The organism is Azospirillum sp., from assembly GCF_050789165.1.
The window spans coordinates 96,710-119,563 of record NZ_JBOZRT010000093.1 but is presented as its reverse complement, the minus strand read 5'-3'; the positions used below and the strand labels follow the sequence as shown (position 1 = coordinate 119,563).

Sequence of the window (22,854 nt, the reverse complement as noted above, 5' to 3'; positions counted from 1 at the left end):
CGGATGTCCAGCCCGCCCCCACGCCCGCTGCCGCCCCCCGCCCCGCCCTTGCGGGTGCGCCGGCGCATGGGCATCGCGGCGCGCATCACGCTGGGCGTGGCGATCATGGGCGTGCTGGTGGTGCTGACCGGCGTGGTCTCGCTGACCGCGTTCCGCCAGTTCCGCGGCGAGGTGGCGGCGCTGTCCAACGAGGCGTTGCCGCGCGTCATCACCAGCGCCGAGCTGCTGACCGACTTCCACGGCGTGGTGGCGCAGATCTCCAGCCTCGCCGCCGCCGCCACTGAGGCGCAGCGCAAGGCCGCCTCCGACAAGCTGAGCGGCGAGCTGGACTACATGCAGATCCTGGTGCGCCGCCTGCGCGAGAACCTCGCCGCCTCGGGGTCGGCGGAGGCCGGCGCCCCGGTTCTGGAGCAGCTGCGCACCTCGCTCAGCGTGCTCGACGGCACGGTGACCGACCTCGATTCCGAGGTGTCGCGCACCATCACCGCCGCCCGCCGGCTGGCCATGGCGACGCAGGAGCTGGCGGGCTTCGCCGCCGGGCTGGAGCGCTTCGCCGAAGGCGACGACGCGGCGCGCGCCGGCGCCTGGAGCGTGCGCATGGCCGCCCTGGTGGCGCGCGGCGCGCGGGCCCCCGACCTCGACCACCTGAACCGCCTGACCGTCGAGCGGCGCGACATCGAATCCGCCATCGGCTGGCTGGGCCGCCCGGACGACGCCGTCTCCGGCGCGCTGCCCGAGGCGATGGACCGCGCCGAGGCGGAGCTGGCACGCGTCCTGCTCGGCCCCGACGGGGTGTTCGAGGTGGCGGCGGAGCGCCTGCGCTCGCGCAACCGCGCCCAGGCGCTCTACACCCAGGCCCGCAATCTGGTGGAGGCGGTGGACCGCGCCGTGCAGGCGCTGCACCATCGCGTGCAGACCGACGCCGACACCCGCGCCCAGGATCTGGCGCTGCTGACCGGCACCCAGTCGACGCTGGTGATGGCGCTGGTGGCGGCGTCGTTCCTGCTGGTGGTGGGGGTGTTCTTCTTCTTCCGCTCGTCGGTGTCGTCGCGGCTGCTGGCGCTCAACGGCGCGGTGCTGGCCCGGCTGGCCGGCGAGCCGACGCGCATCCCGGTGCGGGGCGAGGACGAGATCGCCGACATCGGCCAGTCCATCCGCTTCTTCATCGACGAGATCGGCCGCCGCCAGCAGGACCTCGCCGCCAACGAGCGGCGATTCCGCGACCTCGTCGAAGGCTCGATCCAGGGCATCGTCATCCTCCGCGGCTTCGTGCCGCTCTACGCCAACGAGGCCTTCGCCCGCATCGTCGGCATGAGCGTCGGCGAGGTGCTGGCGCTGCCGACGCTGGCCGCCTTCCTCGGGCCGGAGGAGGCGGAGCGCACCAGCGCCGCCTGCGACCGCATCATCGCCACCGGCGAGTCGCCGCCCACCCGCCGCCTGCAGGGCCGGCGGGGCGACGGGGCCGAGGTGTGGGTGGAGCTGTCCGGCCGTCGTGTCGACTGGATGGGCGAGCCGGCGGTGCAGGCCGTCGTCGTCGACGTCACGCGCGAGGTGGAGGCGGAAGCGGCGCTCGCCCGCACCTCGGCCGAGCTGGGCGCGGCGGTGGCGGCGATGCCGAGCGGCCTGCTGCTGCTCGACGGCGACTTCGCCATCCGCATCTGCAACCACCGCCTGCTCGCCATCCTGGGCTACCCGGCGGAGCTGGGGCGGCCCGGCCGGCCCTTCGCCGACCTCTTCGCCTATGAGGTGGCCGCCGGCCGCATGGGCTCCGCCGAGGGCGCCGCGTCGCGCATGAGCACCGAGGCGCAACTGCGCTCCGGCCAGCCCCTGGTGGCCGAGCGCACGCTGTCGGACGGCACCACGGTGCTGATCCAGGGCAACCGCCGGCCGGGCGGCGACGGCTACGTCCTCACCGTCACCGACATCACCGAGCAGCAGCGCACCCGCGACGAGCTGCGCCAGTCCAAGGAGGCGGCGGAGCGCGCGCTGGACGACCTGACGCTGGCGCAGAAGAGCCTGATCCAGGCGGAGAAGATGGCCTCGCTGGGCCAGCTGGTGGCCGGCGTGGCGCACGAGGTGAACACCCCGGTCGGCGTCACCCTCACCGCCGCCACGCAGCTGCAGATCGAGGTGGACGAGATCGCCGCCCGCCACGGCGCCGGCCGCCTCAAGCGCTCGGCCTTCGAGGACTTCCTGTCGACCAGCCGCGAGCTGTCGCACCTGATCGCCGCCAACAGCGAGCGCGCCGCCGACCTGATCCAGTCCTTCAAGCTGGTCGCCATCGACCAGTCGAGCGGCGAACGCCGCCGCTTCGTGCTGGCCGACTACATCGAGGAGCTGCTGCGCAGCCTCAGCCCGGCGCTGCGCCAGGCCGGCTGCGCGGTGGCGGTGGACTGCCCGCCGGCGCTGGAGGTGGACGGCTACCCCGGCGCCCTGTCGCAGATTCTCACCAACCTCGTGATGAACGTGCTGACGCACGCCTACGACCCCGGTGCTGCCGGTCGCATCCGCATCACCGTCCGCCCGGCGCCGAACGACCATGTGGTGCTCGACTTCGCCGACGAGGGCCGCGGCATCGCACCGGACGTGCTGCCGAAGATCTTCGACCCTTTCTACACCACCACCCGCGGCACCGGCGGCAGCGGCCTGGGCCTGCACATCGTCTACAACTTGGTGGCCGGCACCCTGCGCGGCGGCATCACGGCGGCCAGCGAGCCGGGGCAGGGCACCTGCTTCACCCTGAGCTTCCCGCGCGTCACCCCGAAACCCGTGGCGGCGGACGCGGAGGTAGAGGGGGTGGCGGATTGACGGGGGGATGCCCGCCTCCTTTTCCCCCACCTTTGGCTGAGCCGTCGGCGCTTGCGGGGTGCCGGGTCGCCCGCAGGCCTCCGTATGCGCAGATGCGGGCCCTGCCCCGATAGCGGATCATCGAGCCCATGGGGCCATGCCTTTGGGGGGGACGATCATGGGACCTCTGCCGCTTGTGCCGATGTTTCGCGCCGTCGTGACGGCGGGCCTGCTGTTCGCCCTGTCCGGCACCGCCGGCTGCTCCTCGCCGACCCGCCTCGATGCGGTACCGGTCGCCGTTCAGGCCAAGGCCAGTGTCGTGGGAATGCCCGGTGTCCGCTACTGGGCGGACGGCGACACCAGTGACTTTCAGCAAGACGGCCTGGAGTCCGTGCAGCGCGAGAAGGCGCTGCTGCAGCAGGAGGGCCATCGTGGACCGCTCCCCCCGGCGAACTTCCTGGCGGTCTCGGGCGGGGGCGAGGACGGGGCCTTCGGGGCGGGGCTGCTGGTGGGGTGGAGCGCCGCCGGGACGCGCCCCCGTTTCAAGGGGGTTACCGGCATCAGCACCGGGGCGCTCATCGCGCCCTTCGCCTTTCTCGGGCCGGAGTACGACGACAAGCTCAAGGAGGTCTACACGACCATCACCGGCAAGGACATCCTCGAAGAGCGTGGCTATCTGGCCGCCATCACCAACGACGCCATGGCGGACACCGCGCCGTTGCGCAAGCTCGTGCGGCGGATCTTCGACCAGCGCATGCTCGACGCCATCGCGGTGGAGCATGAGAAGGGCCGCATCCTGCTGATCGGCACCACCGATCTCGACGCCCGCCGCCCGGTCATCTGGAATGTTGGCAAGATCGCGGCCAGCCGGCATCCGCAGGCTCTCGATCTGGTCCAGACCCTGCTGGTGGCCTCGGCCGCGATTCCCGGGGCATTCCCGCCGGTCATGATCAGCGTCGAGGCGGATGGGCGGAAATTCGAGGAAATGCACGTGGACGGCGGCGCAACGGCGCAGGTGTTCGTCTATCCGCCCGGCTTGAACATAAAGGAGGCTTCGGAGGCAGCGGGGATTGCACGCCAGCGGCGACTGTACGTCATCCGCAACGCCCGGCTCGATCCGGACTGGGCCCAGGTCGAACGCAGGACCCTGAGCATCGCGAACCGCGCCGTGTCGTCGCTGATCCAGACGCAGGGGGTCGGCGACCTGTACCGCATCTACATCACCACGCAGCGAGACCACATCGACTTCAACCTCGCCTACATTCCCTCAAGCTTCAAGACCACGCTCAAGGAGCCGTTCGACCCGGTCTACATGAAGGAACTGTTCAAGGTTGGCTACGACTTGGCGGTCAACGGCTATGCGTGGGCCAAGACCCCGCCCGGCTACGCCGCCCCGGAGGTCGAGCCGCCGATCCCGCCGCGGACCGTCAAGGCGGCGAACGGGAAGCGGCGCGGCGCCAAAGCCGGCTCGTGACGTCCGGACTGGCCGCCGGCATAGCCGCCCTGCGCCCGCCGGATGCCCACCGCGCTGGACAGCCCTGCGCTGTTAACGCTACCACTGCTCGGGCTTGCCATCACCGTCCGAGCCTGCCGCCGCCATGGACATCGCCGCCTCCCTGTCCGTCGTCGTCAACGTGATGGCGCCGGTATTCCTGATCGCGGCGCTGGGCTTCGCGTGGCACCGGGCCAAGCTGCCGTACGACAGCGCCTTCATCACCACCTTCGCCATCAACGTCTCCAGCCCGTGCCTGGTGTTCTCGTCGCTGACCAAGCTGACGCTGAGCGGCGGCGAGCTGCTGACGATGACCATCGCGTCGGTCGCCTGCATCGCCGCGTCGGCGCTGCTGGCGGTGCCGCTGCTGCTGGCGTTCAAGCTGCCGTTGCGCACCTACCTGCCGGCGCTGAGCTTTCCCAACGCCGGCAACCTCGGCCTGCCGCTGTGCCTGTTCGCCTTCGGGGAGACCGGGCTGGGCCTCGGCGTGCTGTTCTTCGCGGTGTTCTCGGTGGCGCAGTTCACCATCGGGCCGGTGACGGCGTCGGGCACGCTCGACCTCGGCCGGCTGGCGCGCACGCCGGTGATCTACGCCGTGGCGGCGGCGCTGGCGGTGCTGCTGACCGGGGTCAAGCCGCCGCTGTGGGTGACCAACACCACCACGCTGCTGGGCAACGTCGCGGTGCCGATCATGCTGCTGTCGCTCGGCGTGGCGCTGGCCAGCCTGCGCATGAACAGCCTGCTGCGCGCCGGCTCCCTGTCGGCGGTGCGGCTGGTGCTGGGGTGCGCCGTCGGGCTGGCGGTCGCCGACGTGATGGGGTTGACCGGCGTCATGCGCGGCGTCGTGGTGCTGCAGAGCTCGATGCCGGTGGCGGTGTTCAACTACCTCTGGGCGTTGCGCTACAACAACGCGCCGGAGGAGGTCGCCGGCATGGTGCTGGGCTCCACCGCGCTGGCGTTCCTCGGCCTGCCGGCGCTGCTGGTCGGGGTGATGTAGCCCCTCACACCACCACCGCCATGTCCGCCGTGCGCTCCCGGTTGCGCAGGTACTGGCTGCGGCCGGAGTGGTACGGCACCGGCCAGGGCTGCCCCGCGTAACCCAGTTCCGCCGCCGCGTGCAGCGTCCAGTACGGGTCGGCGAGGTGCGGGCGGGCCAGCGCGCAGAGGTCGGCGCGGCCGGACGCCACGATGCTGTTGACGTGGTCCGGCTCGAAGATGTTGCCGACCGCCATGGTGGCGATGCCCAGCTCGTTGCGGATGCGGTCGGAGAACGGCGTCTGGAACATCCGGCCGTAGACCGGCTTCGCCTGCGCCGAGGTCTGCCCGGCCGACACGTCGATCAGGTCGGCGCCGTGCTCCGCGAAGGCCTGCGCGATGCGCACCGCGTCGTCGCCGTCGATGCCGCCGGGCACCCAGTCGGTCGCGGAGATGCGCACGGCCATCGGCCGCTCCACCGGCCAGACGGCGCGCATGGCGTCCCACACCTCCAGCGGGAAGCGCAGGCGGTTCTCCAGGCTGCCGCCATACGCGTCCTCGCGCCGGTTGGTCAGCGGCGTGATGAAGCTGGACAGCAGGTAGCCGTGCGCGGCGTGCAGCTCCACCATGTCGAAGCCGGCCTCCACCGCCCATTCCGTGGCGCGGCGGAACTCGGCCACCACGCGCTCCATGTCGGCGCGGGTCATCGCGCGGGGGATCTGGTTGCGCGGGCTCCACGGCACCGGGGAGGGGCCGAGCACCGGCCAGTTGCCGCTCTCCAGCGGTTCGTCGTAGCCCTCCCAGCCCACACGGGTCGAGCCCTTCGGGCCGCTGTGCCCCAATTGCAAACAGATCTTCGCCGGCGTGTGGGCGTGCACGAAGTCGGTGATGCGCCGGTACGCCGCCACGTGCTCCGGCGCGTACATCCCGCAGCAGCCGGGGGAGATGCGCGCTTCCGCCGAGACGCAGGTCATCTCGGTGTACACCAGCCCGGCCCCGCCCTGGGCGCGTGCCCCGAGGTGCACGAGGTGGAAGTCGTTCGGCGTGCCGTCCACCGCGCTGTACATCGCCATCGGCGACACCACCACGCGGTTCGCCAATTCCAGCCCGCGCAGCCGGAACGGCGTGAACATCGGCGGCACCGCCGCGTCCCGGCCGGAGAACCAGCGCTCCACCCCCTCCACATAGGCACGGTCGCGCAGCCGCAGGTTCTCGTGGCTGACGCGCTGGCTGCGGGTGAGGAGCGAGTAGGCGAACTGCTCCGGCTCCAGCCGGGCGTAGCGGTCGACGTTCTCGAACCACTCCATGGAGTTGCGGGCGGCGGATTGCAGCTTCAGCACCTCGACCTTGCGCTCCGCCTCGTAGGCATTGAGCGCCGCCGGCACGTCGTCGCCGCTCTGCTGCAGCGTGCGGGCCAGCGCGATGGCGTCCTCCAGCGCCAGCTTGGTGCCGGAGCCGATGGAGAAGTGCGCGGTGTGCGCCGCGTCGCCCATCAGGACGATGTTGTTCTTCACCCAGGTCTCGTTGGAGACGCGTGGGAAGTTGATCCACGCCGAGCCGCGCAGGTGCCGCGCGTTGGTCATCAGCGCATGGCCGTCCAGGTGCTTGGCGAACAGCCGCTCGCAGAAGGCGACGCTGGCGTCCGCATCGGCGTCGGCGAGGCCGGCGGCGACCCAGGTCTCCTCCCGCGTCTCGACGATGAAGGTGGAGAGATCGTCGTCGAAGCGGTAGGCGTGCACCTGGAACCAGCCGTGCTCCGTCTCCTCGAACAGGAAGGTGAAGGCGTCGAAGATCTTGCGGGTGCCCAGCCAGATGTAGCGGCACTTGCGCACGTCGATGTCCGGCTGGAAGTGGTCGGCGTGCTGAGCGCGCACCCGGCTGTTGATGCCGTCGCAGGCGACGATCAGGTCGGCGTCCGGGAACTGGTGGGCGCCCTCCACCTCCGTCTCGAACACCAGCCGGACGCCCAGCTCCGCCGCGCGGTCCTGCAGGATGTTGAGGAAGCGTTTGCGCCCGATGCCGCAGAACCCGTGCCCGCCCGAGGTGATGACCCGTCCCTTGAAATGGACGTCGATGTCGTCCCAGTGGGCGAGGCTGTCGATCAGCCGCTGCTTGGAAGGTTCATCGGCGCCGGCGAGATTCTCCAGCGTCTGGTCGGAGAACACCACCCCCCAGCCGAAGGTGTCGTAGGGACGGTTGCGCTCGTAGACCGTGACATCGTGCGCCGGGTTGGCCTTCTTCATCAGGATGGCGAAGTACAGCCCCGCCGGCCCGCCGCCGATGCAGACGATCTTCATGGCCGCGCCCCCTCCTTCCAATTCTACCCTTTCGCCGTCATCCCCGCGATGGCGGGGATGACGGGTGAGGGCTGTTTCTTCCGGCCTCAAAACGCTCGAAACTTAAACTATCAGCCCGCCCCGCCTATGCCTAGTCGGCAAGAAGGACAGTCTCATCCCTAGTCCGTTTGCGGGTGCCGCCGTCGCTTGCCCGCTTCCTGCCGTTCCTTTATGCTTAAAGCGTCATGGGGAGGACTCGCATGGAGCGGCATCTGACCGGCCGGCACGCGCTGGTGACCGGCGCCGGGCGCGGCATCGGCGCCGCCGTCGCGCGCCGGCTGGCGGCGGAGGGGGCGCGGCTGACGCTGCTCGGCCGCACACGCGCGCCGCTCGACGCGCTGGCGGAGGAGCTTGGCGCCGCCGTCCTCCAGGCCGACGTGACCGACGACGCAGCGTTCGCCCGCGTCTTCGCCGCCGCCGGGCCGGTGGACGTGCTGGTCAACAACGCCGGCGCCGCGGCGACCGCGCCCTTCGGCAAGACCGACCGCGCGTTGTGGGACGCCATGCTGGCGGTCAACCTCACCTCCGTCTTCACCGGCTGTGCGCTGGCGTTGCCCGGCATGGTCGAGCGCGGCTGGGGCCGCGTCGTGAATGTCGCCAGCACCGCCGGCCTGCGCGGCTACGCCTATTGCGCCGCCTACGCGGCGGCGAAGCACGGGGTGATCGGCCTGACCCGCACCCTGGCGCTGGAGACGGCGCGCGCCGGCGTCACCGTCAACGCCGTCTGCCCCGGCTTCGCCGACACGGACATGACCGCCGAAACCCTGGGCCGCATCCAGGCGAAGACCGGCCGCAGCCGCGACGAGGCGCTGGCCGAGTTGACGAAGGCCAACCCGCAGGGCCGCCTCGTCCGGCCGGAGGAGGTGGCGGACGCCGTGGCGTGGCTGTGCGGCCCCGCGGCGGCCTCCATCACCGGGCAGTCGATCGCCGTGGCCGGCGGCGAGGTGATGTGATGACGGACCAGACCATGCCCCCCGTGACCGACTACGAAACCGCGGCCGAGCGCTGCAAGGCGGAGCTGCGGCTCTGGCTGCGCCTGCTGTCCTGCACCAACCTGATCGAGAACGCGGTGCGCGGCCGCCTGCGCGAGACCTTCGACGTGACTCTGCCGCAGTTCGACCTGATGGCGGCGTTGGAGCGCGAGCCGAACGGCCTGACCATGGGCGAGCTGTCGCGCCGCCTGATGGTATCCAGCGGCAACGTCACCGGCGTCACCGAGCGCCTCGTCGCCGAGGGGTTGGTGGTGCGCGAGCCGTCGCCCAGCGACCGCCGCGCCTTCCTCGTCAAGCTGACGCCGGCCGGCCGGCGCGCCTTCCTGGCCATGGCGATGGTGCACGAGGGCTGGATCGCCGACTTCTTCGACGATCTTCCGGGTGAGGATGTGGAGGCGCTGATGGCGCTGCTGGGCAAGGTGAAGCAGGCGGTGCACGCCAAGACCCGGAACGGGAAGGAGACCCCATGACCCGAATGTCGGACTATCAGGCGAAGCATTTCCTGTGGGCGGTGCAGGGCCGCGTCGCCACAGTGACGCTGAACCGGCCGGAGCGCAAGAACCCCCTGACCTTCGACTCCTACGCCGAGTTGCGCGACGTCTTCCACGCCCTGCGCTTCGATGAGGATATCAAGGCGGTGGTGGTCTCGGGCGCGGGGGGCAACTTCTGCTCCGGCGGCGACGTGTTCGAGATCATCGAACCGCTGACCAAGATGAGCATGCCGGAGATGCTGCGCTTCACCACCATGACCGGCGATCTGGTCAAGGAGATGCGCGCCTGCCCGCAGCCCATCGTCGCCGCGGTGGACGGCGTCTGCGCCGGGGCGGGGGCGATCATCGCCATGGCGTCCGACCTGCGCTATGGCACCGCGCGGTCCAAGACGGCGTTCCTGTTCACCCGTGTGGGCTTGGCCGGCTGCGACATGGGGGCGTGCGCGATCCTGCCGCGCCTCATCGGCCACGGCCGGGCGTCGGAACTGCTCTACACCGGCCGCGCCATGACCGGCGAGGAGGCCGAGCGCTGGGGCTTCTTCAACCGCCTGTGCGAGCCCGACGCCGTGCTGGGGGAGGCCACCGACCTCGCCCGCGGCCTCGCCGAGGGGCCGAGCTTCGCGCACGCGGTGACCAAGCGGATGCTGCACCAGGAATGGGCGATGAGCCTCGACGACGCCATCACCGCCGAGGCGCACGCCCAGGCCGTGTGCATGGCGACGCAGGACTTCCGCCGGGCGTTCGAGGCGTTCGCCGCGAAGCGGACTCCCACCTTTGAAGGCAATTAACCCCCTCTCCCGCGCAGTGGGGGAGGGTTGGGGTGGGGGTCCGTACAGGCACGCCACCGAACCGCCGGCGCCCGTCCCCCATCCTCCCATGCTGCGCATGGGCCCCTCCTTCCCCCATCTGCGACGGGGGAAGGTCTAGAGAGCGAGGTAGCGATGCCCGACAAGTCCTTCCTCTCCTGGCCGTTCTTCGAGGACTCCCACCGCCGGCTCGCCGAAGACCTCGATTCCTGGGCCGCCCGCGAGGCCGCCCCGCTGGCGCAGGCCGGCGAGCACGACGTGGACGGCGCCTGCCGCGACCTGGTCCGCCGCCTGGGCGACGGCGGCTGGCTGCGCCACGCCGTGCCGGAGCCGGGTGGCCGGCTCGACGTGCGCTCACTGTGCCTGATCCGCGAGACGCTGGCCCGCCACGCAGGGCTGGCCGACTTCGCCTTCGCCATGCAGGGGCTGGGCACCGGGCCGATCACGCTGTTCGGCTCCGACGCCCTGAAGGACCGCTACCTGCCGCCGGTGCGCGCCGGCCGTGCCATCGCCGCCTTCGCCCTGTCGGAGCCGGAGGCCGGTTCGGACGTCGCCGCCACCGCCACCACCGCCGTCCGGGATGGCGGGTCCTACGTGCTGGACGGCACCAAGACCTGGATCTCCAACGGCGGCATCGCCAACCACTACGTGGTCTTCGCCCGCACCGGCGAGGCGCCGGGTGCGAAGGGCCTGTCCGCCTTCGTGGTCGACGCCGACGCGCCCGGCCTCGCCATCGCCGAGCGCATCGACGTGACCGCGCCGCACCCGCTGGCGACGCTGCGCTTCGAGGGCTGCCGGGTGCCCGCCGACCGGCTGATCGGCAAGCCGGGAGAGGGATTCAAGGTCGCCATGGCGACGCTGGACGTCTTCCGCTCGACGGTCGGCGCCGCGGCGCTCGGCTTCGCCCGGCGGGCGCTGGACGAGGCGTGCGCGCGGGCCTCCTCGCGTCCGTTGTTCGGTGGCGTGCTGGCTGACCTGCAGATGACCCAGGCGAAGATCGCCGACATGGCGGTGGAGGTGGACGCGGCGGCCCTGCTGGTCTACCGCGCCGCCTGGACCAAGGACAGCGGTGCGCCGCGCGTTACCCGCGAAGCCGCGATGGCCAAGCTCTACGCCACCGAGGCGGCGCAGCGCGTCATCGACGCCGCCGTGCAGATCTTCGGCGGCCTGGGCGTGACCCGCGGCCAGACGGTCGAGGCGCTGTACCGCGAGATCCGCCCCTTGCGCATCTATGAGGGCGCCTCGGAGGTGCAGAAGATCGTCATCGCGCGCCAGATTCTAGCTGGATGATTCGGGGGGGATGATGGCGGTGGCCTCGATCTCGACCCACGCCTCGGGCTCGACCAGCGCCACCACCTGGACCAGCGTCATGGCCGGGAAGTGCGTGCCCATCACCTCGCGGTAGGCCTGTCCCAGCGCGCGCAGGCTGGACCGGTACTCGGCGATGTCGGTGACGTACCAGGTGAGGCGGGCCACGTGCTCCGGCCGCGCCCCGGCCTCGTTCAGCACGGCGACGATGTTGCACAGCGCCTGCCGGGCCTGCCCGACGAGGTCCGCGGCCGGGAAGCGCCCGGTCTCGTCCCAGCCGATCTGCCCGCCGACCACCACCAGCCGCCCCGTGCCGGCGTAGCCGTTGGCGTAGCCCTTCGGCAGCGGCCAGCCCGGCGGCTGGAGCGCCTGCAGGCCGGATTCCGGTGGAGTGCTCATGGCCGGACGCCTCCCTGTCTGTTTAAATTTAAACTATCAGGGCGGGGCTGTGCTGGCCAGCCCAATGACGCTGCCGCATCGGCCTATGCTTTAGGCTTAAAGCACGCGCTCACGCGGCGGTTGGCCGTTTAGGGACGGGCCGGGTCCAGGCACGGGGAGGCCCGTGGGCCTCGTCCGCCGCCCGACCCGGCCCGCGGATGTCAGAAGTTCACGTCGTCTCCGCCCTTGAGGGCCAGCAGCTGCCGCGCTTCGGCCGGGGTGGCGACCTCCAGCGACAGGCCCTCGATCACCTTGCGGATGGTCTTGACCTGCTCGGCGTTGGACTGGGCGAGGCGGCCGGGGCCGGACCACAGGCTGTCCTCCAGCCCGACGCGGACGTTGCCGCCCATGGCCAGCGACTGCGCGGCGATCGGCATCTGGTTGCGCCCGGCGCCGAGCACCGACCAGACGTACTGGTCGCCGAACAGCCGGTCGGCGGTGCGCTTCATGTGCAGCACGTCCTCGGGGTGCGGGCCGATGCCGCCCAGGATGCCGAACACCGTCTGCACGAACAGCGGCGGCGTCACCAGCTTGCGGTCGAGGAAGTGGGCGAGGTTGTAGAGATGCGCGGTGTCGTAGCACTCGAACTCGAAGCGCGTGCCGTTGCCCGAGCAGGTCTGCACGATGTACTCGATGTCCTTGAAGGTGTTCTTGAACACCACGTCGCGGCTGGCTTCGAGGTAGGCCGGCTCCCAGTCGTGCTTCCAGTCCTGGTAGCGGCCCAGCATCGGGAACAGGCCGAAGTTCATCGAGCCCATGTTGAGCGAGGCCACCTCCGGCTTGAAGGTGGCGGCGGGGCGCAGGCGCTCCTCCACCGTCATGGTGGGCGCGCCGCCGCTGGTCAGGTTGATGACGGCGTCGGTGCTCTGCTTGATGCGCGGCAGGAACTTGGCGAACAGCGCCGGATCCTGGCTCGGGCGGCCGGTCTGCGGATCGCGGGCGTGCAGGTGGATGACGGTGGCGCCGGCGTCGGCCGCGCCGATGGCGGCCTCGGCGATCTCGTCGGCGGTCACCGGCAGGTGCGGCGACATGGTCGGCGTGTGGATGCCGCCGGTGACCGCACAGGTGACGATCACCTTGCGGCCGGACTTCTTGCTGGTCATGGCCTCTCGTTCTCCCTCGTTGCTTTTCAGAGCGCCGTGATGTTGCCGCACACGCTTACCGCCTGCCCGCTGATGTTGCGGCCGGCGGTCGAGCACAGGAACAGCGCGGTGTTGGCGATGTCCTCGGCCGTCACCATGCGCTTCAGCGACGCCTTGTCGCGGTATTCCGCCTCCATTTCGTCGTAGGAGACGCCGAGCGTGTCGGCGCGGGCCGAGATCACCGCCTCGATGCGCGGCCCCTGGACGACGCCGGGCTGGATGGCGTTGACGCGGATGCCGTGCTCTCCCAACTCGATGGCGAGGCTCTTGACCATGCCGACGATGGCCCACTTCGCCGCCGCGTAGGGCAGCCGGTAAGCGTAGCCGAGCCGCCCGGCCACCGACGACAGCGCGACGATGGAGGCGTCCTGCGAGCGCTTCAGCAGCGGCACCGCGCGGTGCAGGCAGAAGAAGTGGCTGTCCAGGTTGACGGCGATGGTGCGGTGCCACTCGGCGTCGGAAATCTCCTCGACCGGCTTGGTCGGGCCGGCGATGCCGGCGTTGTTGACCAGGATGTCGAGGGCGCCCCAGTCGGCCTCGATCGCGTCGAACAGCCCGTCGACCTGCGCGCGCTCGGCGACGTCGGTGCGGGTGGCGCGGTGCTCCGGGTGCGCCTTGCGGAAGTCGGCCAGCGCGTCGTCGGCGATGTCGCAGACGTGCACCTTGGCGCCCGCGGCGATGAAGCCGTCGGCGATGGCCCGCCCGATCCCGGCCGCCCCGGCGGTGACCAGCACCCGCCGGCCGGCAAGGCCGAAGTCCATTCCCTGTGCTCCCAGCATCTCGTTCCCTCCGTTCTCGAATCCCCTCTCCCCTTGCGGGAGAGGGGTTTGGGGAGAGGGGGCATAGCAGCCGGCAGGCGGCGGTCAGTTTCCCGGCCGGCTGTCGCCGGCGCCACCCTCTCCCCCAACCCCTCTCCCCTCAAGGGAGAGGGGCTTGTATACTCAATCCTTTGCCGCTGCGGCCTTCTTGTGCGCCACCAGCGCCATCAGCCGGCGGTCGCGCCAGGCCTGCCGCTCGGCCAGCCGGTCGGCGGGCAGGGCGGCGCGGCGCTCCGCGTCGATGGCTTGTACCACGGGATGGCGCCAGCCGCAGGGCGGCAGCGGCTCGGCCGCCAGCCGGTCGTAGAAGCCGCCGTAGCGGGCGCCGTAGTCCGCCACCCCCTGCGGCGCGTTGAGGTCGATGGTCTCGAACGGCCCCATGAAGGACCAGCGCAGGCCGAGGCCGTCGCGCACCGTCTTGTCCAGGTCCTCGGCCGAGACGTAGCCGTGCGCCACCAGCTTCAGCGCCTCGTTCAGCAGGGCGCCCTGCAGCCGGTTCAGCACGAAGCCCTCGACCTCCTTCTGCACGGTGATCGGCACCTGCCCGGCCGCCTCGTGGAGCGCGCGGGCACGGGCAATCGCCTCGTCGGAGGTCCAAGGCGTGCGGCACAGCTCGACCAGCGGCACGAGGTGCGGCGGGTTCACCGGGTGCGCCACCAGGCAGCGCGCCCGCCCGGCCAGCCCCTCGGTGAAGGCGGAGCCGGGAATCGCCGAGGTCGAGCTGGCGAGGACGGCGTCCGGCCGTGCCAGCGCGTCCATGGCGGCGAACACCGCGCGCTTGAGGTCGCGGTCCTCCGGCAGGTTCTCCTGCACGTAGTCGGTGTCGGCGACCGCGCCGGCGAGGTCGTCGGCCATGGAGATCCGTCCCAGCACGGTCTCCGGCGCCTCGTCCAGCAGGCCGGCGCCGCGCAGGTCGCGCAGGCTGTCGCCGATGATGCCCAGCGCCACGCGGGCGGCGTCCGGCGAGGCGTCGGTCAGGCGCACGGCGCAGCCGGCGCGCGCGAAGACGATGGCCCAGGCGCGGCCGATCAGGCCGGCGCCGACGATGCCGACGGTGGTCATGCGTTCCGTTCCTCCCATGGATTTCTTGAGCGGTTTGCCGTCCTGGCCGTCATCCCCGCGAACGCGGGGATCCAGCAAGAGCCGCGACGGCGGCGACATGACTCATATGGCTCGCCGACGCGAGCGCTGGATCCCCGCGTTCGCGGGGATGACGGAAGGGAACGGGTATCCATGCTCACAGCCACAGCACCCGCCGCCGCAGGTCGAGGTCCTCCAGCAGCGGCCGGCTGGGCCCGGTGTGCACCACCCGGCCGCGCTCCAGCACGTAGGTCCGGTCGGACAGCGCCAGCACGAGGTCGAGGTTGTGGTCGACGATGATGATGGAGATTTCGCGGCGCAGCTGGTCGAAGACCTCGAACAGCTCCTCGGTCACGGCGGGCGACAGGCCCTCGAACGGCTCGTCCAGCAGCAGGACGCGGACGTCGCCATGCAGCGCGCGGGCCACCGCCACCATCTGCTGCTCGCCGCCCGACAGGTAGTCGGCGGGGGTGTCGAGCCGCGCCTTGAGCCGCGGGAAGAACTCGAAGATGCGCTGCTCGTCCCAGTGGATGCCGTTGCCGGTGCGCCGGCGCAGCCGGCCGAGCATCAGGTTCTCCGCCACCGTCATCCCGGCGAACAGCCCGCGCCCCTGCGGCACGTAGCCGACGCCGAGCCGGGATATCTCCGGCGCGCTGCGGCCCACGAGGTCCCGCCCGGCGAAGTCCAGCCGCCCCGACGACGGCGGCGCTACGCCGATGATGCCCTTCAGCAGGGTGGACTTGCCCGCTCCGTTGCGGCCGAGCAGCGCGACGATCTCGCCCTGCTTCACCTCCATCGACACGCCGTCGATGATGTGGCTCTTGCCGTAGTGGACGTTGAGGTCCGCGACGCCCAGCACGGTTTCCCCGCTCGCCGCCGCCTCGATGCGCGGGCGGGCGGCGATGGCGGCGGTGCCGGAGCCGATGTAGACCTCCTGCACCCGCGCGTCGGTGCGCGCGTCCTCGACCGTGCCGTCGACCAGCACCCGGCCCTGGTTCATCACTGTCACCGCGTCGGCGAAGCCGAAGACACGGTCGATGTCGTGCTCGACGATCAGCACCGGGATGTGCTGGCTGATGCGCTGGATCAGGCCGGAGATGCGCTCGCGCTCCGCCGCCGCCAGCCCGGCCAGCGGCTCGTCCAGCAGCAGGATGGAGGGCTTGGAGGCCAGCGCCAAGCCCATGTCGACCAGCCGCTGCCCGCCGTAGGACAGGCTGCCGGCCAGCGCGTGCTCCGTCCCGGTCAGGCCCATGAAGTCGATCACCGCCCGCGTCTCGGTGTTGATGGCGGCGAAGCGCAGCGCCGGCGTCCACGGGTTGCGGCGTGCGGCGTGGCGGGCCTGGGCGGCGAGGCGGATGTTCTCCTCCACCGTCAGCCCGGGGAACAGGTTGGTGATCTGGAACGAGCGCGCCAGCCCCGCCTGGCAGATGGCGTGCGGTCCCAGGCCCGACACCGTCCGCCCGCCGAGCGTGACGCGGCCGAGGTCCGGGCGGAACATGCCGGAGATCAGGTTGAACACCGTGGTCTTGCCGGCGCCGTTCGGGCCGATCAGCGCGTGGATGGTGCGGTCCCTCACCGCGAACGACACCCCGGCCACCGCCTGGATGCCGCCGAAGCTCTTGGAGATGCCGTCGCAGACCAGCGCGGTGCTTTCCGAGGCCGCCTGCTCGATGAAGGGCGGCACGCCGGCCGCGGCGCCCCGCGCCGACACGCGGTTCGCCATGGCTCCCGCCTCGTCGGGCGCCTTGCGGATCATTCCCAGCACCCGCGCGCCGATGCCGACCAGCCCGGCCGGCGAGAACAGGATGAAGCCGACGAACAGCAGGCCGAAGTAGAGCAGCCAGTTCTCCGTCCAGATCGACAGGAACTCGCGGAACAGGATGAAGAACACCACCCCCAGCGCCGGCCCCAGGAAGCTGCGCATGCCGCCGATCACCACCATGGCCAGCAGCTCGCCCGAGAAGGCGACGCTGGTCGGGTCGGCCGAGGCGAAGCGCTGGTTCAGCACGAACAGCGCCCCCGCGAAGCCCGTCACCATGGCCGACAGCACGAACGCCACCAGCTTGTAGCCACGCGTGTCGTAGCCGATGAAGCCGGCCCGCTGCTCGTTCTCGCGGATCGCCACCAGCGTGCGGCCGAGCGGCGACTGCACCACCCGCCACAGCAGCCACACCGCGCCGAAGGCCAGCACGCCCACCGTCGCGTAGAAGGCGGCGCGGTTGTCCAGGTCGATGCCGAACGGCGCCGGCCGCTGGATGCCGCCCAGACCGCTCTCGCCGCCGGTCAGGGCGGTCCAGCGGAAGGCGATGGCGTAGGTCATCGCGGTGAAGGCCAGCGTCATCAGCGAGAAGTAGACGCCGCGCCGCCGCAGGAAGAAGAAGCCCAGCACCACCGCCAGGACGCCGACCACCAGCACCGCGCCGGCCACCGGCAGTGCGAAGCCCTTGGGGGCCCAGTTCAGCTGGATCAGCGCCGCGGCGTAGGCGCCGATGCCCATCCAGGCGCCGTGCCCGAAGGACACCAGCCCGGTGGTGCCGACCAGCAGGTTCAGCCCCATGGCGGCGACCGCGTAGATCACGCAGTCGGTGGCCGAGGTCAGCGTCATCCCCGCCGCCTCGAACAGGAAGGGCAGGGCCAGGATGCCGAGCGCCGCGACCAGCGGCGGCGACGGCCTCCAGGCGCTCCAGGGCGCCGGGGCGGGATGGGCGGCGTGCGGGAGGGCGGGGGAGGTCATGCGTCGGCCCTCACTCGAACTTCTGGATGCGCTCGCCCAGCAGGCCGCGCGGGCGCAGCAGCAGGACCAGCAGCATCAGCAGGTACATGGACGCCTCGGCGGCCGGCGGCATGTAGTAGACAGCAAGGCCCCGCACCACGCCGACCAGCATGGCGGCCAGCACCACACCCCAGAAGCTGCCCAGCCCGCCGATCACCACGACGACGAAGGCGGCGGTGATGATCTCCGTCCCCATGGCCGGGTGGACGCCGGCAATGGGCGCCAGCAGCACGCCGGCCAATCCCGCCAGCCCGATGCCGATCGCCACGACGATGGTCATCACCGGCGCCAGCGAGATGCCCAGCACCGCCACCATGTCCGGGTTCTGCACGCCGGCGCGCACGACGCGGCCGAAGGAGGTCTTGTTGAACAGCAGCCACGTCAGCACCACCGCCGTCGCCGCCACGCCCAGCATCGCCAGCCGGTAGTACGAGTAGATGAAGTCGCCGAGGAACAGCTGGCCCTTGAGGAACGTCGGGATCTGGAAGGGCAGGGGAGCGGCGCCCCAGACGATGCGGATCACCTGCTCGATCACCATGGCGAGCCCGAAGGTGAGCAGCAGGCTGAGGATCGGGTCGGAGCGGTAGAAGCGCCGGAGCATCGTGCGTTCCAGCGCCACTCCCAGCAGCGCCACCAGCACCGGCGACAGCGCGAAGGCGCCGAGGAAGCCGAGGCGCTTCTCGACCTCGATGGCGAAGTAGGCGCCCAGCGCGTAGAAGGCGCCGTGCGCAAGGTTGACCACGCCGCCCAGGCTGAAGATCAGCGACAGCCCCAGCGCGATCAGCAGGTAGTACGCGCTGACCACCAGCCCGTTCAGCACCTGCTCGACGATGAAGACGAGTTCCACCTGCACCTCGCGGGATTCTGGGCCCTCCCCCGCCGGAGGCGGGGGAGGGCTTTTTGCTACGCCGGGAACGTGCAGGCGTTCTCTTCCTTGGTCGGCGCGATGATCTCCAGATCCTGCCCGCTCGCCGGCACCGCGGGGCCGAGGGCCAGAATGTCCCACTTGTCCTTCTGCTGGTTCTTCGGCTTCGGCCGGATCGAATACATCTCGGCGATCAGCTGGTGGTCCCAGTTGCGGAAATAGCCTTCCCGCCCCTTCATCACGTCGAACTTGGCGCCGGATTCCAGGTGCTTGACCAGGGCGGTGCTGTCGGTCGACTTGGTCTCCGCCATCGCCTGCGCCAGCACCTTGACGCTGAGATAGTCGCCCCAGGCCTGGTTCTCCGGCGGCTTGCCCCAGCGCTTGGTGAAAGCGTCGGTGAACTTCTGCGCGCTCGGCGAGGCCACGGTGTGGTGCCAGATGCACGGCCAGATGCCGGCGAAGGAGTCCGGCGCGCCCCACGCCGCCGCGGTGTCGAAGCCGCCGCCGGCGATCGGGAAGGGCAGGTTGTACTCGCTGTACTGCTTGATGAAGTTGGTGATCTGGTTGCCGGCGAGGTTCGACACCACCAGGTCCGGCCGCGCCTGCCGGATCTTCAGGATGAAGGGGCTGAAGTCGGTGGCGTCGGTCGGCACCAGCTCGTCGCCGACGAAGCTGCCGCCGTTCTCCTGCGCGAACTTCTTGGTCACCCGCAGCAGGTCATGGCCGAAGGCGTAGTCGGCGGTCAGGCCGAACCACTTCTTGCCCTTCACCATGTTCTCCAGCAGCAGCGCCTGCCCCACCGCCTTCACGTACATCGTGTTGGCGCCCTCGATGTGGAACATATAACGGTTGCAGGACTTGCCGCGCAGCTCGTCAGAATTGCAGCCGGTCTGGATGAACAGCGTCTTGTTGCGCCCCGCCACCTGCGAGATCGACAGGCCCGAGGCCGAGCTGATCTCGCCCAGGATGGCGGCGACCTTCTCGCGCTCGATCATGCGCTCGGCCTTAGTGGCGGCGGTGGAGGGGTTGACGCTGTCCTCGGCGAGCAGTTCCAGCTTCCGCCCCAGCACGCCGCCCGCCGCGTTCACCTCCTCGACCGCCAGCGTCACGCCCATCACCGCGTACTCGCCGAGCGGGCCGAGGAAGCCGGTGCGCGGCGTCAGATGGCCGATGCGGATCACGTCGGACTGCCCATAGACGATGGCCGGCGCGCCGATGACCGACAATGCGGCGATGCCGGCGCCCGATGTCAGCACGGTGCGGCGGGTGGGGTGCCCTCGGGTGCTCATGGTCGTCTCTCCTCCCCTGGTTTTGGCTTGGTTTCGGTGGAGCGCGCCGGCCTCGCTTCTCGGCGTTCTGGTGGTCCGGGGCGCCGTCGGATGATCGGTGATGAGATTCGGAATCGGACTCCTTCGGGAGTTCGGCGCGGCGAAGACACTTGCGGTCGCTGCGATATGTGATCACAGTTGCAGGGAACGGCCGGGCCGTCAAGATGTTCGAAGGGCGGATGATCCGTGCACAAAGATGCCCGCTGAAACCACGACCGCCATCGCCTCGTTGGGGAAGGTCGACCGCGAGACCATGGCGGGCCGGGTCTACCGCGACCTGCGCGATCTCATCATGGCCGGGCAGGTGTGTCCGGGCGAGCGGCTGTCGATCCGCGCCGTGGCGGGGGCGCTGGGCACCAGCATGATGCCGGTGCGCGACGCCATCGCCCGGCTGGCGGCGGAGCAGGCGCTGGAGGTGCTGCCCAACCGCACGGTGCGCGTGCCGATCCTGACGCGCCGCCGCTTCCAGGAACTGCGCACCATCCGCCTGATGCTGGAGGGCCACGCCACGACGATGGCGGCGGAGCGGGTGACCTCCCCGGCGCTGGAGGGAATCCGCGCCCTGCACGCCGCCTTCACCGCGGAGCACGCGCACGCCGAACCCGATGCCGGCCGGCTGATCGCCATCAACAAGGACTTCCACTTCCGCATCTATGAGGCGGCGGAGATGCCGGCGCTGATGCAGATCATCGAGGGGCTGTGGCTGCAGATCGGCCCGGTGCTGAACTTCGACCTGCGCAGCAAGTCGCGCCGGCTGTCCGACCGGGTGGCGTTGCGCTACCACCAGGGCATGCTGGAGGGGCTGGAGGCGCGCGACGGCGCCGCCGCCCGCGCCGCGCTGGCCGGCGACATCACCACCGCCGGCGACTTCATCCTGGCCTGCGACGCGCTGCTGGACGAGTGAAGGGGCTCTGCAGGTTGGGCTTCGCGTTCGGTTCGCCCCACCCTACGACGGTCCCAAGGCGCCGCGCTCTCCGGACAGCAGCGCGTCGATCCGCTCCCGCAGGGCGAGCAGCGCGCCGCGGTCCCTGGCCTTCAGCTCCGGCACGCCGTCCAGCCGGTCGAGCTGCTTCACGCAGCGCCGCACCGCCGACAGCGCACGGGGCAGGGCGGGGCGTGCCGCCAGACGCTTCGTCCGCGCCGCGCGCACCGTCAGCGCGCCGCCCCTGGCCTCCGCCCACAGCGCCATTTGGGTTTCCGGATCCCTGACCCGCGCGATCTCCACCAGCAGCGAACGCGGCACCACCCGGCGCACCTCCGGGTAGTCCGCCTTGATCGCGTCGGGCAGGCCGTTGAGGCTCAGCACGTCGCCGACCCAGGTCAGGCTGCGGTTCACCAGCCGGCCCAGCGCCAGCCGGTCCCAGCCCTTGGCGGCCAGACGCTGCAAGGCCTCGGCCAGCTCCAGCGCGTCCAGGCCCTCGCGCTGGGTGTTCTCGATCAGCGACAGCACCTCGGCCGGTTCGGACTGCCGCACCAGCGCCGGGATGGCCATTTCGCCGAGATCCCGCATCGCCCGCAGCCGCCGCGCCCCGGCCAGCAGCTCGTACCGGCCGCCGCCCAGCGGACGCACCACCACCGGCTGCAGCAGCCCGTGTTCGGCGATGGAGCGGGCCAGCGAGTCCAGCCCTTCGCCGTCCATGCGGCGGCGGGCGTGGGTGGCGGGCACGGCGATGGCGGCGACGGCGATCGACGCGACGTCGCCCGCCGTGACGGTGGTGGTCATGGCGCATGGGCTCCTGGCACAGGCCATGCGGCACGGGGCCCGAAGGTCCCGCGGCGATGGCGGTGAAGGAAGGGGAGGAGCGGGCGCACGTCGCCCGCTGCGGAGCCCAGGGTGACGATTTATAGGAATATTGTCAAGATTGGAAAGCGCAGGCCGGCGTTCCGGTCATGACGCCGCGCGGGTGACCGTCGAACGCTCGATCTGGGAGACGGTGAACAGCAGCTCGTAGGGAGTGAGCGGCTTGAGCAGGCGGTACCAGCCGTTTGCCTGGATCTTGCTCTTCACGGCGGGCGAGGCGTCGCCGGTGACCACGTACACCGGCACGCGGCCCTTGATCTCGCGCAGAACTTCCGGAACCGCCTCCAGCGCCGTCTGCTGGCCGAGGTGGAAGTCGCAGAGCAGAGCGTCGGGCTGGATGCCCCACGCCGCGATCTTCTCCGCCAGTTCGTTGCCGTTCTCCGCCACGATGGCCCGGTGCCCCGAGGCCTGGAGCAGCATCTCGGTGCTCGTGCGGATCAGCGCGTCGTCTTCGATCAATGCCAAGGTCGCCATGGGTCCGTTCCAGCAGGAGAGGTCACTCGTCGACACAACAGGCGGTGTGCTGCTGTGTTCCGAATATGGTATACCAGATCCCAGGTTGGTTTGAATAGAACTTTCGAAGGGGGTTTGGGAGAAATTATCCGTCCAACAGGGTGCCCCTCCCGCCGTACCCCGCGACGCTGCGGAATCGCGGGGGCTTGACGTGGCTCATGGCCGCGGATGCTCCGGGATGGGAGGATGACCGGGTATAAAGACGCTACGGGTCGCCTGTCATGGCTTCGATCATCTCCCTCGCCAGCTTCCGCGAGGCCCGCCGCCAAGCGCGGAGCACCCCCACGCCACCGGACCTTTCCGGCGACATGACGCACGCGGCCGACGAGCTGCTCGACCTCATCGTCCGGCTGGACATGCGCGGCGAGGGAAGCCGGCCGCTGATGGAGGCGGTGGACTGGCTGCGCGCCCGCGCCGCCGGCGCCGCGTCCGAGTCCTGAGTACGGTCAGCCGCCGCGGAAACCCTGCAGCCGCTCCGCGGGAATCGGCGGCAGCGGCGGGGTCGCGCGCGCCGTCCGGATCACGTCCGCGATGAAGGCGCGGTAGGGGTCCTCCGTGTCGGTCGGCGGGTCGCGTTGCTCCACCGGGCCGCCGTAGTCGGTGTCGTCCTGGACGAAGTGCGCGTACTCGCCCTGGGGGAGCTGCGGGCAGAGGAGGACCACGTGATGCCCGTCCTCCACCTCGCCGACGTGGCGGTTCGCCCGCGTCAGCCGGAAGCGTCCCTCGGCGTCCGGCGCGGCGAGAAGCTTCAGCCCGTGCTGCACCGTCGTCTTGTCCTGCGCGTTCCGGCGCACGTCCTCCTCGAAGGCGGCGCGCGGGTAGATGGCTTCCACGCTGCGCGGGTCGTTGATGTTCGCGGTGTCCATGGTGCGCCTCCCGTGTGTCCGGCGGCCGTGTGTCCGGTGGCCA

20 protein-coding genes are annotated in these 22,854 nt (G+C 70.8%); 9 read left to right on the top strand and 11 right to left on the bottom strand.

Annotated features, from left to right (window positions below; translation table 11 throughout):
- The first annotated feature begins 3 nt into the window (after window positions 1–3).
- The 3 genes from ACRWK7_RS20600 to ACRWK7_RS20590 all read left to right on the top strand — a co-directional run bounded on the left by ACRWK7_RS20600 (window position 4) and on the right by ACRWK7_RS20590 (window position 5,276).
- Window positions 4–2,808, top strand: coding sequence for an ATP-binding protein (locus ACRWK7_RS20600; RefSeq protein ID WP_431858151.1), 2,805 nt, complete (start codon window positions 4–6; stop codon window positions 2,806–2,808).
- A 157-nt stretch (window positions 2,809–2,965) separates the two neighbouring features.
- A complete protein-coding gene (locus ACRWK7_RS20595; protein WP_431858150.1) occupies window positions 2,966–4,261 on the top strand; it encodes a patatin-like phospholipase family protein in 1,296 nt (431 codons plus the stop codon).
- Between the two features lie 124 nt (window positions 4,262–4,385).
- The gene (locus tag ACRWK7_RS20590) at window positions 4,386–5,276 is read left to right on the top strand and encodes an AEC family transporter (RefSeq protein ID WP_431858149.1); all 891 of its coding nucleotides are present in this window, start codon (window positions 4,386–4,388) and stop codon (window positions 5,274–5,276) included.
- 4 nt (window positions 5,277–5,280) lie between these two features.
- Here ACRWK7_RS20590 and ACRWK7_RS20585 read toward each other — a convergent pair whose 3' ends face one another.
- The gene (locus ACRWK7_RS20585) at window positions 5,281–7,551 is read right to left on the bottom strand and encodes a bifunctional salicylyl-CoA 5-hydroxylase/oxidoreductase (protein WP_431858148.1); all 2,271 of its coding nucleotides are present in this window, start codon (window positions 7,549–7,551) and stop codon (window positions 5,281–5,283) included.
- A gap of 239 nt (window positions 7,552–7,790) precedes the next feature.
- Between ACRWK7_RS20585 and ACRWK7_RS20580 the strand changes: the two genes are divergently transcribed.
- The 4 genes from ACRWK7_RS20580 to ACRWK7_RS20565 all read left to right on the top strand — a co-directional run bounded on the left by ACRWK7_RS20580 (window position 7,791) and on the right by ACRWK7_RS20565 (window position 11,169).
- Window positions 7,791–8,543: an SDR family NAD(P)-dependent oxidoreductase gene (locus tag ACRWK7_RS20580; RefSeq protein WP_431858147.1), complete on the top strand. Its 753-nt coding sequence runs from the start codon at window positions 7,791–7,793 to the stop codon at window positions 8,541–8,543.
- On the top strand, window positions 8,543–9,052 hold the full coding sequence (locus tag ACRWK7_RS20575; RefSeq protein ID WP_431858146.1) for a MarR family winged helix-turn-helix transcriptional regulator: 510 nt from the start codon (window positions 8,543–8,545) through the stop codon (window positions 9,050–9,052). Before ACRWK7_RS20580 ends, ACRWK7_RS20575 begins: the two co-directional genes overlap by 1 nt.
- Window positions 9,049–9,861 carry an enoyl-CoA hydratase family protein gene (locus ACRWK7_RS20570; RefSeq protein ID WP_431858145.1) on the top strand — a complete coding sequence of 271 codons (813 nt, stop codon included), beginning with the start codon at window positions 9,049–9,051 and terminating at the stop codon, window positions 9,859–9,861. The genes ACRWK7_RS20575 and ACRWK7_RS20570 overlap by 4 nt, the downstream gene beginning before the upstream one ends.
- A 153-nt stretch (window positions 9,862–10,014) precedes the next feature.
- On the top strand, window positions 10,015–11,169 hold the full coding sequence (locus ACRWK7_RS20565) for an acyl-CoA dehydrogenase family protein (protein ID WP_431858144.1): 1,155 nt from the start codon (window positions 10,015–10,017) through the stop codon (window positions 11,167–11,169).
- On the opposite strand, the gene ACRWK7_RS20560 is transcribed toward ACRWK7_RS20565, so the two are convergent.
- The 7 genes from ACRWK7_RS20560 to ACRWK7_RS20530 all read right to left on the bottom strand — a co-directional run bounded on the left by ACRWK7_RS20560 (window position 11,158) and on the right by ACRWK7_RS20530 (window position 19,592).
- Window positions 11,158–11,586 carry a RidA family protein gene (locus tag ACRWK7_RS20560; RefSeq protein WP_431858143.1) on the bottom strand — a complete coding sequence of 143 codons (429 nt, stop codon included), beginning with the start codon at window positions 11,584–11,586 and terminating at the stop codon, window positions 11,158–11,160. The genes ACRWK7_RS20565 and ACRWK7_RS20560 overlap by 12 nt on opposite strands.
- A 200-nt stretch (window positions 11,587–11,786) precedes the next feature.
- On the bottom strand, window positions 11,787–12,728 hold the full coding sequence (locus tag ACRWK7_RS20555) for a 3-keto-5-aminohexanoate cleavage protein (protein WP_431858142.1): 942 nt from the start codon (window positions 12,726–12,728) through the stop codon (window positions 11,787–11,789).
- A 26-nt stretch (window positions 12,729–12,754) separates the two neighbouring features.
- Entirely contained in the window at window positions 12,755–13,528 is a 774-nt protein-coding gene (locus ACRWK7_RS20550; RefSeq protein WP_431858141.1) for an SDR family oxidoreductase, read from the bottom strand.
- 180 nt (window positions 13,529–13,708) lie between these two features.
- Window positions 13,709–14,647, bottom strand: coding sequence for a 3-hydroxyacyl-CoA dehydrogenase (locus ACRWK7_RS20545; RefSeq protein WP_431858140.1), 939 nt, complete (start codon window positions 14,645–14,647; stop codon window positions 13,709–13,711).
- A gap of 175 nt (window positions 14,648–14,822) precedes the next feature.
- Complete coding sequence (locus ACRWK7_RS20540; RefSeq protein WP_431858139.1) at window positions 14,823–17,399, bottom strand: branched-chain amino acid ABC transporter ATP-binding protein/permease; 2,577 nt, start codon at window positions 17,397–17,399, stop codon at window positions 14,823–14,825.
- A gap of 10 nt (window positions 17,400–17,409) precedes the next feature.
- Entirely contained in the window at window positions 17,410–18,285 is an 876-nt protein-coding gene (locus ACRWK7_RS20535; RefSeq protein ID WP_431858138.1) for a branched-chain amino acid ABC transporter permease, read from the bottom strand.
- A gap of 56 nt (window positions 18,286–18,341) precedes the next feature.
- Complete coding sequence (locus ACRWK7_RS20530) at window positions 18,342–19,592, bottom strand: ABC transporter substrate-binding protein (protein WP_431858137.1); 1,251 nt, start codon at window positions 19,590–19,592, stop codon at window positions 18,342–18,344.
- 235 nt (window positions 19,593–19,827) lie between these two features.
- Here ACRWK7_RS20530 and ACRWK7_RS20525 point away from each other — a divergent pair, with 235 nt between their 5' ends.
- The gene (locus ACRWK7_RS20525) at window positions 19,828–20,535 is read left to right on the top strand and encodes a GntR family transcriptional regulator (RefSeq protein ID WP_431858136.1); all 708 of its coding nucleotides are present in this window, start codon (window positions 19,828–19,830) and stop codon (window positions 20,533–20,535) included.
- Between the two features lie 42 nt (window positions 20,536–20,577).
- Here ACRWK7_RS20525 and ACRWK7_RS20520 read toward each other — a convergent pair whose 3' ends face one another.
- Entirely contained in the window at window positions 20,578–21,354 is a 777-nt protein-coding gene (locus ACRWK7_RS20520; protein WP_431858135.1) for a ParB/RepB/Spo0J family partition protein, read from the bottom strand.
- Between the two features lie 165 nt (window positions 21,355–21,519).
- Window positions 21,520–21,906, bottom strand: a complete 387-nt coding sequence (locus ACRWK7_RS20515) for a response regulator (RefSeq protein ID WP_431858134.1) — start codon at window positions 21,904–21,906, stop codon at window positions 21,520–21,522.
- Window positions 21,907–22,166: 260 nt separating this feature from the next.
- On the opposite strand from ACRWK7_RS20515, the gene ACRWK7_RS20510 reads away from it, so the two are divergent.
- Window positions 22,167–22,385, top strand: a complete 219-nt coding sequence (locus tag ACRWK7_RS20510) for a hypothetical protein (RefSeq protein WP_431858133.1) — start codon at window positions 22,167–22,169, stop codon at window positions 22,383–22,385.
- A gap of 6 nt (window positions 22,386–22,391) precedes the next feature.
- Here the strand turns inward: ACRWK7_RS20510 and ACRWK7_RS20505 are convergent, their stop codons facing one another.
- A complete protein-coding gene (locus ACRWK7_RS20505; RefSeq protein WP_431858132.1) occupies window positions 22,392–22,811 on the bottom strand; it encodes a hypothetical protein in 420 nt (139 codons plus the stop codon).
- Between the last annotated feature and the right edge of the window lie 43 nt (window positions 22,812–22,854).

What these genes read in the sequence shown, in the direction of transcription:
- ACRWK7_RS20600 (WP_431858151.1), top strand. Translation starts at nt 4, where the DNA reads ATGTCCAGCCCGCCCCCACGCCCGCTGCCGCCCCCCGCCCCGCCCTTG.
- ACRWK7_RS20595 (WP_431858150.1), top strand. Translation starts at nt 2,966, where the DNA reads ATGGGACCTCTGCCGCTTGTGCCGATGTTTCGCGCCGTCGTGACGGCG.
- ACRWK7_RS20590 (WP_431858149.1), top strand. Translation starts at nt 4,386, where the DNA reads ATGGACATCGCCGCCTCCCTGTCCGTCGTCGTCAACGTGATGGCGCCG.
- ACRWK7_RS20585 (WP_431858148.1), bottom strand. Translation starts at nt 7,551, where the DNA reads ATGAAGATCGTCTGCATCGGCGGCGGGCCGGCGGGGCTGTACTTCGCC.
- ACRWK7_RS20580 (WP_431858147.1), top strand. Translation starts at nt 7,791, where the DNA reads ATGGAGCGGCATCTGACCGGCCGGCACGCGCTGGTGACCGGCGCCGGG.
- ACRWK7_RS20575 (WP_431858146.1), top strand. Translation starts at nt 8,543, where the DNA reads ATGACGGACCAGACCATGCCCCCCGTGACCGACTACGAAACCGCGGCC.
- ACRWK7_RS20570 (WP_431858145.1), top strand. Translation starts at nt 9,049, where the DNA reads ATGACCCGAATGTCGGACTATCAGGCGAAGCATTTCCTGTGGGCGGTG.
- ACRWK7_RS20565 (WP_431858144.1), top strand. Translation starts at nt 10,015, where the DNA reads ATGCCCGACAAGTCCTTCCTCTCCTGGCCGTTCTTCGAGGACTCCCAC.
- ACRWK7_RS20560 (WP_431858143.1), bottom strand. Translation starts at nt 11,586, where the DNA reads ATGAGCACTCCACCGGAATCCGGCCTGCAGGCGCTCCAGCCGCCGGGC.
- ACRWK7_RS20555 (WP_431858142.1), bottom strand. Translation starts at nt 12,728, where the DNA reads ATGACCAGCAAGAAGTCCGGCCGCAAGGTGATCGTCACCTGTGCGGTC.
- ACRWK7_RS20550 (WP_431858141.1), bottom strand. Translation starts at nt 13,528, where the DNA reads ATGGACTTCGGCCTTGCCGGCCGGCGGGTGCTGGTCACCGCCGGGGCG.
- ACRWK7_RS20545 (WP_431858140.1), bottom strand. Translation starts at nt 14,647, where the DNA reads ATGACCACCGTCGGCATCGTCGGCGCCGGCCTGATCGGCCGCGCCTGG.
- ACRWK7_RS20540 (WP_431858139.1), bottom strand. Translation starts at nt 17,399, where the DNA reads ATGACCTCCCCCGCCCTCCCGCACGCCGCCCATCCCGCCCCGGCGCCC.
- ACRWK7_RS20530 (WP_431858137.1), bottom strand. Translation starts at nt 19,592, where the DNA reads ATGAGCACCCGAGGGCACCCCACCCGCCGCACCGTGCTGACATCGGGC.
- ACRWK7_RS20525 (WP_431858136.1), top strand. Translation starts at nt 19,828, where the DNA reads ATGCCCGCTGAAACCACGACCGCCATCGCCTCGTTGGGGAAGGTCGAC.
- ACRWK7_RS20520 (WP_431858135.1), bottom strand. Translation starts at nt 21,354, where the DNA reads ATGACCACCACCGTCACGGCGGGCGACGTCGCGTCGATCGCCGTCGCC.
- ACRWK7_RS20515 (WP_431858134.1), bottom strand. Translation starts at nt 21,906, where the DNA reads ATGGCGACCTTGGCATTGATCGAAGACGACGCGCTGATCCGCACGAGC.
- ACRWK7_RS20510 (WP_431858133.1), top strand. Translation starts at nt 22,167, where the DNA reads ATGGCTTCGATCATCTCCCTCGCCAGCTTCCGCGAGGCCCGCCGCCAA.
- ACRWK7_RS20505 (WP_431858132.1), bottom strand. Translation starts at nt 22,811, where the DNA reads ATGGACACCGCGAACATCAACGACCCGCGCAGCGTGGAAGCCATCTAC.